Source organism: Streptomyces albus subsp. chlorinus, from assembly GCF_013302895.1.
Lineage (GTDB): Bacteria > Actinomycetota > Actinomycetes > Streptomycetales > Streptomycetaceae > Streptomyces > Streptomyces chlorinus.
On sequence record NZ_VJOK01000001.1, the window covers coordinates 6,670,752 to 6,681,410 of the forward strand.

Consider the following 10,659-nt stretch of genomic DNA (forward strand, 5'->3'; position numbering starts at 1 on the left):
CCGCCCGTGAGGGCGGGCCGCGCCGCTACACCCGGGGGCCCGGCGCCCAGCTGGCCGTCAGGTCCCGGTAGAGCGGGGAGTGCTCCCTCAGCTCCGCGTGGGTGCCGCAGCGCGTACCGGCGCCGTCCAGCACGAGCACCCGGTCCGCACGCAGGGCCGAACTGATCCGGTGCGCGATGACGATCAGCGTGCCGCCCCGCCGCCTGAACGCGTCCTCGGCCCGTTCCTCGGCGGCGGGGTCCAGCTGGCTGCTCGCCTCGTCGAGAACGGCCAGCGGGGCGGGGGTGAGCCAGGCGCGGGCCAGCCCGAGCTGCTGCCGCTCACCGGCCGACAGCGCAGTTGGGTCCACCCGCCCGTCGAGCCCGCCGAGCCGCCGCACCAGCCCGCACGCGCCCACCGCCGCGACGGCGCCGGACAGCGCCGCGTCGGCCGGCGCACCTGCCCGCTCCGGCAGCAGGCAGCACAGGTTCTCGCGGACGCTGCCGGAGAAGACGTACGACTCCTGCGGGATCAGCACGCGGTGGCACAGGAGCGCGGACCCGCCCTCCGGCGCGGCGGACAGGGGCCGTCCGTACAGCAGCACCTCGCCGGCCGTCGGCCGCAGCAGGCCCGCGATCAGCAGCGCCAGCGTGGACTTGCCCGCGCCGCTGGGCCCGACCACCGCCAGGTGGCCGCCCGCCGCCACCGTCAGGTCCAGCCCGCGCAGCACCGGTTCGGCCCCCGGCCCGTACCCGAAGGTGACGCCCCGCAGTTCGAGCGCCGGCACCTCCCGGCCCCCGTTCCCCGGCACCCCCTCCCGACCCCGGCCGTGCGGCGTCTCCCGGCCCCCGCCGTGCGGCGTCTCCCGGTCCCCGCCGTGCGGCACCGGCTCGCTCACCGGGTGCCGGGACAGGCCCGCGGCGTCCGCTTCCGGGTGGTCCGGCTTCCGTACGGGGGCCGGCGGTGCCCCCTCCCGCAGCCGGCGCAGTACCACGGCGAGCCGGGCACCGGCGCCGCCCAGCCCGTGCACCAGGCTCTGCAACGCGGGCAGCAGCGCCTGCGTCAGATATGTCAGCGCCCCCGCGAGCGCCCCGGCGCCCACCCCCTGCCGCAGCAGCCACGGCGCCAGCACCAGCAGCAGGACGACGGGCAGCCGCCCGCCGATCCCCAGCGCCACCGCGCGGGCGATCCCCCAGCGGGCGAGCGCGTCGGCGGCCCACCGCTCGGCGTCGATGCGACGCCGAGCGGACCGCAGCACGGCGTCGCCCGCCCCGCACGCGGCCACGTCCCTGAGAGCCCGCACGGTGTTCCCCGCCTCGCGCGCCAGCTCCTCGTCGGCCACCAGCACGTCACGCTGCCTGCGGGCCAGCACGCGGAGCGTCCCCGCGAAGACGGCCAGCCCCGCCAGCAGCGGCGGCACGACGACCAGCAGCAGTTCCGGCGCCAGCGCGGCCAGACCCGCGACAGCGCCCACGAGGGTGACGGCGAACGAGCGGGAGACCATGACCAGGCCCGCGAAGCTGTCGCGGGCGATCTCCACCTGGTGGGTCAGCCGGGAGACCGCGCCGGTACCGGACGCGTCCGCCGCCTCGCCCACGCCGCCTCCCGGGTTTCCCGTGGCGGTGACGGCCTCGTGCAGCGCACGCCCCACGACGCGGCGCACCAGTTCGTCCCGGAGCGGCTCGGCGAGCGCCGCGACCTGGCGGTGGACCCGTGCCGTGCCCAGCGCGCCGGCCAGGAGCCCCGCCCCGGCGACGGCCAGCCACGCCAGTCCGGTGGCGGGACGCCCGGCCAGGAAACCGTCGTCCAGGGCCCGTGCCAGGGCGAAGCCCAGTGCGAAGGTGTGGGCCGCCTCCAGCGCCGACCAGCCCGCGAGCCCGCACAGCACGCGGGGCCGCCGCCCCAGGAACCGCAGCCCGGCCTGTACGAACCCCTGGGGGCGGCGGCGGTGGCGGCCCGGGCGCGCCGTTCGGGCGGCCGGCCGGTCAGCCATCGCCGCCGCCCCCGGCCGTTCCGTCGGCGAACACGCCCCCGCCCGTTCCGTCGGCGAACAGGGCGCGGTAGGCGGGCAGTTCCCACAGCTCGTGGTGGGGGGCCACCGCGCGGATCCGGCCGCTGTCGAGCCACGCGGTCAGGTCGGCGCGGGCGGCGGTGGAGGCGCGGTGCGCGACGATCAGCCGGGTGCGGGCGGGCCCGCCGTCCGCACCCAGCAACGCTCGCGTCACCCGCAGTTCCGTCACCGTGTCCAGGCTGGAGGTCGCGTCGTCCAGGATCAGCACCCGGCCGCCGTGCGCGAACGCCCGCGCCAGGCCGAGCCGCTGGACCTCCCCGCCGGAGAGCGGGGCCCGCGTGCACGGGGTGTCGTAGCCGTACGGCAGGGTGCGGACGAATCCGTCGGCGCACGCGGCGGCTGCCGCCGCCCGCACCCGCGGGTCGTCCGCCCACGCCCGGCCCGCACCGCGCCCGCCCTTCTCACGGCCCGGGCCGTCCGCGCCCCTCTCACGCCTGGCGTCACCGGCGTCCTCCACGCCACCCGCGCCGCTCTCCCGTGCCGGGAGTCCCGCCGCGACGGCGTCGCCCACCGTCTCGCCGAACAGGACGGGGCGCGCGAAGGCGAAGGCGACGGCGCGGCGCAGGCCGCGCCGGTCGAGTGCGGCCAGGTCGGTGCCGTCCAGCAGGACGCGTCCCGCGTCCGGCGCGGTCAGCCGTCCGGCCACGGCCGCCAGCAGGGACTTCCCCGCACCCGAACGGCCCACCACGGCGACCGTCGCCCCGCCGGGCACCACCAGGTCCACGCCGCGGAGCACCGGTTCGCCGCCGTAGGAGGCCCACACACCGCACAGTTCCAGCCGTCCCCCACCGGTCCCCGGGGTGTGGCCGGGCACCATGCGCGGCCCGTCCGCCATGGGGGGAACCGCCAGCACCTCCGCCAGCCGCCGCGCCGCCGTCCGGCTCCGTACCAGGGCGTTGAGCTGCCCGACGAGCGTGCCCACGCCCGCGGCCAGGACGGCGTAGCGGGTGGCGGCGACGAGTCCGCCGACGCTCAGCCCTCCGCCGCTCAGCACGAGTCCGCCGACGGCGACGACGGCGACCTGGAGGAGCGGCACCAGTACCGCCGCCTGCGCCGTGGCCCGGCCCTGGAGGCGCCAGGTGCGGTACCCGTGCGCGGACAGTTCGGCCAACGGCTCCAGCACCCGGGCGCGTTCGCGCTCCTCGATGCCGCCGGCCGCGATGGTGCGGGCCCCGGACAGCGCCTCCACCAGCCGCCCGGCGATCCGTGCCTGCGCCTCCTGGTAGCGGGTCACGCACTCCGTCGAGGTACGGGAGAACGCGCGCAGCAGCAGGGCGAGCAGCGGCGTACCGGCGAGGAAGACCGCCGCGAGCCGCAGGTCCAGCAGGGCGAGTGCCACCAGTGCGCCCACAGGTGTCACCAGGGAGGCCAGCGCGGAGGCGGCACTGCTCGGGCCGGTGCCCGCGTGTGCGGCGTTGCCCGTGCAGCGGGTGACCAGATCGCCCAGGGAGAAGCGGCCGGCGCGCAGCGGATCGACGCTCAGCAGGTGACCGACGAGACGGGAGCGCAACCGTGCCGTGGTCCGCGCGTTGAGCGTGCCGGTGAGCACGGTGTCGGCGGCGTCCAGCACCACCAGGGCGGCGGTCAGTGCCGCGCACGCCGCCAGCCAGCCCGCCGTCCGTCCGCCGTGGCCGCCGGCCAGCAGCAGGTCGAGGGTGCGGCCGAGCGCGGCGGGGAGCGCCAGCCCGGTGCCCGCGGCGAGGGTGGCGGTCAGGAAGAGGGCGAGGGTGCGCCACCGGTGACGGCGCCCCTCGGCGAGCAGCAGCCGGTCGGCCTCCGTCCGGCCGGTGCCGTCCCGCTCCGCCCCGCCGGTACTCCCTCCGGTGCCGGGCTGCCGCCCGGGGGCGGCGAGCCGCTTCCCGGAGACAGGGAAGCGCCCCTGGGCGGGGGCAGAACCCCGCCCAGGAGCACCGGGTGCTCGAGTCACCCGGTCACAGACACAGCAGGGTGCTGTGGGAGCTGTGCTTGTCGCACAGGAGGAGGCTCGCGCTGCTGTCGTCGCCGCCGCCGGTCCGCTCCTCGGGCTCCATCGTCTGCAGGTCCAGAAGTGCCATGGTGGTTGTTCCTTCCCATCGGGTGATGTGGTGTTTCGGGGACGGGTGGTGCTTCGGTACGGCCTCTGTCCCAAAGGCCGGTCAGGGGGCCGCCGGTGCCTCGGTGCTGTCCGGCGGCGGTGTGGTGGTGCTGCCCGGTACGGGCGGGGGCGGCAGGAACGGCAGCCCCGGGGGCGCCTCGCCGCCGCGGACGGCGGCGGCGGCGCCGACGGCGAGCAGGCAGCCCGCCGTGCCGGTGGCCAGGTCCATCGACAGCCGCATCATCTGGTCGCCGGGGAAGGCGAGTGCGCCGCGGTACGCCATGGCGTACCAGCCGAGCCCGTCGAGCTGCGCCGCCCGGTCGGCTTCGGTGGCCCCCGGCGTCGTCGTCCTGCTGAGGTGCAGCAGCATGCCCGCGCGGCCCTGGAAGAGGCCGGGCTGTGCGTAGTAGCGCATCCGGGCCGCGGGCAGGATGCCCTCCCGGGCCCGCGCGAATCCGCCGTGGCCGGGCCGGTGCGCGAGGAAGTCGTCGAGCACGGTGGCGATGCCCACGCTGCCCGCGCCCAGGTACGGCATGGTGCGGCTGCCCTCGTCCACCTGCCAGGTCCCGGCGCTGTCCTGGACGCAGCGTGCCAGGTCGCGGTCCAGCGCCCGCTCGGCCAGGTCGAGCAGCGCGGGGTCCCCGTGCCGCTCGTACAGCCGCAGGAACAGCAGTGCCGCCCCGGTCGCGCCGTGCAGCAGCCCCGCCTTGTCGATGCCCGGCGTCCCGTCGTCCGGCTCGTCCAGCCGCTGGGCGAGCAGCCGCGCGGCCTCGGCGGCGTGGGCGTGCAGGCCCGTCTCGCCGGTGTCGTCGGCGAGCTGTCCCAGGGCCAGTCCGAGTCCGGCCAGCCCGCCGTGCAGGGAGCTGCCGAGCCGCTGCCACTTCTCGTCCAGTACGCGGTTGATCAGCTCCAGCGCGCGCTTGGTGTGCCCCAGCCGTGCCAGGACGCAGGCGACGCCCGGCAGTCCGTCGTAGAGGCCCAGCGGGGTGCCGCGCGGCGGGGGATCGGTGTGCCGCAGCAGCCACTCCTCGCCGTCGGGGCAGGGGCCCGCGCCGGTCCTGTCGAGTGCGTACAGCACCCCGGCGGCGCCGTGTGCCAGGCCGAGTCCGCCGCCGTCGCCGAACTGCGCGATGTCGCCGGGGAAGAGCCGGTCGTCGCGTTCGGGGGTGGCCGAGGAGAGGATCGCGCGGGTCATCGAGGCGCGGGCCGCGGGCCAGTCGTCCAGCGGGGCCAGGGCGGCGGCGAACGAGGCGGCGGACGAGGACGGGCGGAGCCGCGCCCGCCGCTCGGTTCCGGGCGGCGCCGTCCGCGCGGGGCGGGACGTCGGCGGCGCCGTCCGCGCGGTGTGGGAGGAGGCATCCGCCGTGCCGTCCCCCTCGATCGTGGCGACCGCCTCGGCCAGGAACTCCTCCGGGACACCGGGGAACTGCGCGGCGACGATCCGCGCGAGGTGCGCCGCCTTGCCCCGGTCGACGGCCAGCAGCGATGTCATCGGTACGAACAGCGCGAGCCGCAGACAGGCCAGCGCGTAGCGGTCGATGTCGAAGCGGGTGCGGTCGGCGGGGGCGATGAAGCCCGGGTGGGCCACGATCTGGCGCGGGTCGTCCTCGGCGCGTGCCGCCGCCTCGAAGTCCAGCAGCGCGACGGACTGCTCGTCGGGCGCCACCATGATGTTGAACATGTGCAGGTCGTTGAAGACGATGCCCCGCGCGTGCACCGCGGCGACGGCCTCCTCCACCAGCCGGTGCGTCCGCAGCGCCCACTCGGTGTGCCGTGCCACGGCCGCCGGGTCCGGGTCGGCGCTCAGCAGGGGATGCCGCTGGGCGAAGAAGGAGTTGAGCGGTGCTCCGGGCAGCTCCTCCATCACCAGGAACCGGTGCCCGTCCAGGGTGAACCAGTCCCGTACGGCGGGCACCACCGGCAGCCCCGCGAGCTGGTCGAGCGCCGCCTTCTCGCGCTCCAGCCGCGCCACCGCGTCGGCGCCGTCGGCGGCGAGCCCGGCGTGCGGGCGGGCCTCCTTGAGCACGACCCGGCTCCCGTCGCGGATGTCGGTGCCGCCGTAGACCCCGCCGCCGTTGGAGAAGTGGAGCGCCCGCTCGATGCGGTAGGGCAGTTCCGCGACGGTGGACGCGGCGCGTGCCTCCAGGTGCGGGCGCAGGAACGCCGGCAGCTCCACACCGTCCGGCACCCGGAACGCCGGGTCCTTGCGGTCGGGGACGAGGCGGCCCCGCGCGTCCTCGACGGCGGGGACGAGCCGGCCCCGGCCGTCGACGCAGAACCGGGGCGCGAATCCGCCGTACCGCACGTACAAGGGGCCCTGGCGCCAGCGCAGATCGGTGAGAATGTAGGGGCCCGGTCTGCCGTCGAGTATCTCTCCCAGCTCCCGCAGCAGCGTTTCGAGTTGCGCGTCGTCGGCCGGGTAAATGGTGGCGAATTTCCCGCTCGTGCCGCGCCCCGCGTATTTCGCGTTGCGCAGGTAGAGCAGGGTGCGGTGCGGCACGAATTTGAAGGGAATACCGCGGGGAACACAGTAGTCCCAGATCGCGGCGCCGATCCCGTCCGCGTTCCCCAGGGTGGCCGAGGCGTGGACCTTCCAGCCCTGGAGCGGGAACTCGCCGGTCAGCGGACGCAGTTCGAGCCAGTCGCCGGACCGGGTCTGCCGCCAGCCGTCGGGCACGGGACGCTGTGCCACTCGGTAAGCGCCCGGGTCCTGGGCCTGCCGCCCGTCGTCCTGGGCGGATTCCGACAAGCGGTCGGGTGTGTCATAGAAATGCTTGTCGGCGAGACAGAATATCTCGTACCGCTTGTCCATTGTTCCCCTCCCTGGGAAGCACGGCTCAAGCGTGCAGGACGGGGAGGGGAAAAGGTAGTCGGTTCTGTCACGAACCGGCTGTGAGGAACGCACGGGTAACCCCCGCGCATTCCGCACAGAAGGCGTCAGCTTCGCACGGGAAGGCCCAGATCCCCGCTCGGCGGAGCGGTGAAGTGCCGTGCCACCTCGGTCTCGGTCACCTCCGCCAGGGTGGCCGGTGACCAGCGCGGCGCACGGTCCTTGTCGACGAGCTGGGCCCGTACGCCCTCGACCAGATCGGGCGAGGAGAGCGTCGCGACGGAGGTGCGGTACTCCTGGTTCAGCGCCTCCTCCAGCGAGGTCAGGGCGCGGGCCCGGCGGAGCGCGGCGAGGGTGACCACCAGCGCGGTGGGCGACTTGGACTCGATGGTCTCCGCCGCCTCCTTGGCCGCCGTCCCGCCGTGCTCGCGCAGCCGCCGCAGGATCGCGGGAACGCTGTCGGCGGCGTAGCAGGCGTCGATCCACTCCCGGTGCTCCGCGAGCGCGGGGCGGGGGGCCGCGGCGGCGTACCGGGCGAGCGCCTCCGCGGGCGTGCTGTGGGCCAGCGCCGCCGCGAACCCCTCCAGCCGCTCCGCCGGGACGAAGTGGTCGGCCAGTCCGCACAGCAGCGCGTCGCCCGCTCCGACGGAGGAGGCCGTCAGTGCCAGGTGCGTCCCCAGTTCGCCGGGCGCCCGCGACAGCAGCCAGGTGCCGCCCACGTCCGGTACGAAGCCGATACCCGTCTCCGGCATGGCGACCCGGGCCCGCTCGGTGACGACACGGACGCTGCCGTGCGCCGAGATCCCCACCCCGCCGCCCATCACCACGCCGTCCATCAGGGCGACGTACGGCTTGGGGTAGCGGGCGATGCGGGCGTTGAGGCGGTATTCCTCCGCCCAGAACCGCGCCGACTCCTCGCCGCCGCCCCGCCGTACGTCGTCGTGGACGCCCCGCATGTCCCCGCCCGCGCACAACCCCCGGTCACCGGCGCCGCTGACGACGACGGCCGCCACCTCCTCGTCCCGCTCCCAGGCGTCGAGCGCCTCGGCGATCATGCGGACCATCCGCCGGGTGAGGGCGTTGAGCGCGCGGGGCCGGTTGAGGACGAGGCGGCCCGCGCGGCCGTCCTTGCGGACGAGGACGGGCGGTTCGGTCTCGGACACGGACTCGGTCTCCTCTGCGTGCGGCGACGTGGACGGTCTCGGCGCCACCGTACGCGGTGCCCCCGACCCCGTCGGACCGTACGCGGTGCCCGCCGACCCCGTCGGCGACCGGTCCGGATTCAACAGGTGTGCGGAGCGGCACGTCAGGGCAGGTGAAACATGTCGCACGGCAACAGTTGTTCTCCGGAGGGCACGATGGATCTCCCCGTGGCGCCGACCACGCCACCCGGCCGTATCCACAGTGAGGGCGCGCCCCCGGTCCCGCCTAGGCCGGTTCCGGGGCGCTACCGCACCGGCTCCCGGTCCGAACCAGCGCGGATGGACGCCCGGGTGACCGGAGAGAGCGCTGTTTACACCTCTGAGTCGGCCCAACGCTCCGGCCCGGACGAACCGGGCGGGGAGACGGCGGGCGCGGAGATCGACGAGGCGGACACCGACGAGGCGGACACCGACGGGGCGGACACCGACCACGCGCGTCCCTTGCCCTCCGACGAGGCCCGGGAACTGCGCGCCGAACTCGATCAGCTGCGGCAGGCCATGGAGACCCGTCCCGTGATCGACCAGGCACGCGGCGTGCTGATGGCCTCCTGGCACTGCACCCCGCAGACCGCCTGGCAGATCCTCGTGGACACCTCGCAGCACACCAACACCAAGCTCCGGAAGGTCGCGGCCATGCTCACCAGGAGCACCCAGGGCGAACCGATGCCCGACTGGCTGCGCAAGGCGGTGCTGGCCTCCCGCGCCCGCGTCACCGGGAGAGCGGCCGGCACGGGGAGCGCGGGCGGCACGGGAAGAGCGGCCGGCAGTGGCCGGGCGGCCGCACCCCCGGGCGCCCCCGGCACGGTGCGCCGGAGGCGCGGGACACGACGCTGAGGCCCGCACCTCGATGTGGGGCGCCGCCGGCTCCCTGTGCGGGGCGCTGCCGGGGCTCTTCCGGCGCGCGGCGCTGCCGGGACTCGTTCGGCGACCGGTGCCCCCAAGGTCGTCCGGCGTGGGGCGCTACCCGGTCTCGTCCGGTGTGCGGCGCTACCCGGTCTCTTCCGGCGTGGAGCGCCGCCCTGCCTCTTCCGGTGCGGGGCACTGACCGGGTACGGGAGCGCCCGTCTGCGCGCGGTCCCCGCCGCTCCCATCCGGCCGCGCACCGGCGTGCGCCCCGTCCGCGCCCGGTTCCATGGACCACGCGCCCGCCAGCAGTTCCTCGACCAGCTCGTCCAGTTCCAGGCGCCGCTCCACCCGGTGCAGATCGGGCACCCGGGCACGGGTGCTGACCTGGCGCGGGGCGAGCAGCGAGCAGCAGTCCTCGTCGGGCAGCACCGAGACCTCGGCGGTGCCCAGGGCCTTGGCCTCGTCGATGATCTCCTGCTTCTCCCAGCCCAGCAGCGGGCGCAGCAGCGGCAGCTCGGCGGCCTCGTCCACCGCCGCCATGTTGGCCACCGTCTGACTGGCCACCTGCCCCAGACTGTCGCCGGTCACCAGTGCGGAGGCGCCCAGCCGCCGGCCCAGCGCGGCGGCGGTCCGTGCCATCAGCCGCCGCTGGGCCACCACCTGGAGCCGCCCGGCGCCCGCGACGGCGAGCTGCTTTTGGGCCTTGCCCAGCGGGACGACCCACAGGGTGCGGTGCGGCTGGAAGCGGTTCAGCTCGCGTGCGAGCGCGTACGCCTTGTAGACCGAGGAGGCGTTGGTGTAGGGGGCGCCGGTGAAATGGACGAAGTCGCAGGCCAGTCCGCGCCGCATGGCGCGGTAGGCGGCGACGGGCGAGTCGTAGCCGCCCGACAGCAGCGCCAGGGCCCGGCCGCTGGAGCCGACCGGCAGTCCGCCCTGGCCCGCGATCCTGGTCCAGGACAGGAAGCTGGTCCTGCGCTCGACTTCCACGGCGAGCTCGACGTCGGGGGAGGAGAGGTTCACCTTCGCGCCGGTCTCCCGGCACACCCGCTCCCCGACGGCGGCGGCGAGCTGGGAGGAGGTGAGGGGGAAGGTCTTGTCGCGCCGCTTCGCGCGCACCGCGAACGTCAGCTCACCGCGTCCCCGCGCGCGCTCCTCCTCGGCCTGCCGCAGGGCACGGACGGCGTGGGCGCCGATGTCCTCCACGGTGCTGGGAATCCGGACGGCGGGCTGCACCAGGTTGAAGCCGATCACCCGCCGCACGCAGGCGACGAGTTCGTCCAGGGACGCCTCACCGCCCACCCGGGTGACGCTGCGGCCCTTCTCGATCCAGATCGAGCCGGGCAGCCGCTTGCGCACCGCGTCGCGCAGATTGCGGTGCAGCAGTTCCTCGAACCGCGCCCGGTTGCGGCCGCGCAGGAAGATCTCCCCGTGCTTGAGCAGGACGCACTCCTGGCCGTCCGGGGGCAGCTGCTCCCGCACGCGGGCACGCGCCTGCCGCGGCGCGGACGCGTCCTGGTGCGCCCGCGTCTCGCGCTGTGCGTGCGGTGCCTGCTGTGCGTGTCCCTCGGCTGCGGGACGGGACCTCGAGATCGTCACGGAATCTCCCTCCTGGCACCAGGCTAAGCGACTCCCGGACGGCGTCGGCGCGGCGCGGGAC

The 10,659-nt window shown here is 75.8% G+C and carries 7 protein-coding genes; 1 reads left to right on the forward strand and 6 read right to left on the reverse strand.

Features of this window, described 5'->3' with window-relative positions; translation table 11 throughout:
• Window positions 1–25: 25 nt before the first annotated feature.
• The 5 genes from FM076_RS28900 to FM076_RS28920 form a co-directional block, all read right to left on the reverse strand.
• Window positions 26–1,972: an ATP-binding cassette domain-containing protein gene (locus tag FM076_RS28900; protein WP_173873799.1), complete on the reverse strand. Its 1,947-nt coding sequence runs from the start codon at window positions 1,970–1,972 to the stop codon at window positions 26–28.
• Window positions 1,965–3,977, reverse strand: a complete 2,013-nt coding sequence (locus FM076_RS28905; RefSeq protein ID WP_173873800.1) for an ABC transporter transmembrane domain-containing protein — start codon at window positions 3,975–3,977, stop codon at window positions 1,965–1,967. Before FM076_RS28905 ends, FM076_RS28900 begins: the two co-directional genes overlap by 8 nt.
• A gap of 4 nt (window positions 3,978–3,981) precedes the next feature.
• Complete coding sequence (locus FM076_RS28910) at window positions 3,982–4,104, reverse strand: SapB/AmfS family lanthipeptide (protein ID WP_016471140.1); 123 nt, start codon at window positions 4,102–4,104, stop codon at window positions 3,982–3,984.
• Window positions 4,105–4,185: 81 nt separating this feature from the next.
• Window positions 4,186–6,936: a class III lanthionine synthetase LanKC gene (lanKC, locus tag FM076_RS28915; protein WP_173873801.1), complete on the reverse strand. Its 2,751-nt coding sequence runs from the start codon at window positions 6,934–6,936 to the stop codon at window positions 4,186–4,188.
• Window positions 6,937–7,061: 125 nt separating this feature from the next.
• Window positions 7,062–8,117: a 3-hydroxyisobutyryl-CoA hydrolase gene (locus FM076_RS28920; protein ID WP_173873802.1), complete on the reverse strand. Its 1,056-nt coding sequence runs from the start codon at window positions 8,115–8,117 to the stop codon at window positions 7,062–7,064.
• Between the two features lie 330 nt (window positions 8,118–8,447).
• On the opposite strand from FM076_RS28920, the gene FM076_RS34785 reads away from it, so the two are divergent.
• Complete coding sequence (locus FM076_RS34785; protein ID WP_345945307.1) at window positions 8,448–8,990, forward strand: ANTAR domain-containing protein; 543 nt, start codon at window positions 8,448–8,450, stop codon at window positions 8,988–8,990.
• A 153-nt stretch (window positions 8,991–9,143) separates the two neighbouring features.
• On the opposite strand, the gene thiI is transcribed toward FM076_RS34785, so the two are convergent.
• Entirely contained in the window at window positions 9,144–10,481 is a 1,338-nt protein-coding gene (gene thiI / locus FM076_RS28930) for a tRNA uracil 4-sulfurtransferase ThiI (RefSeq protein WP_173875081.1), read from the reverse strand.
• Between the last annotated feature and the right edge of the window lie 178 nt (window positions 10,482–10,659).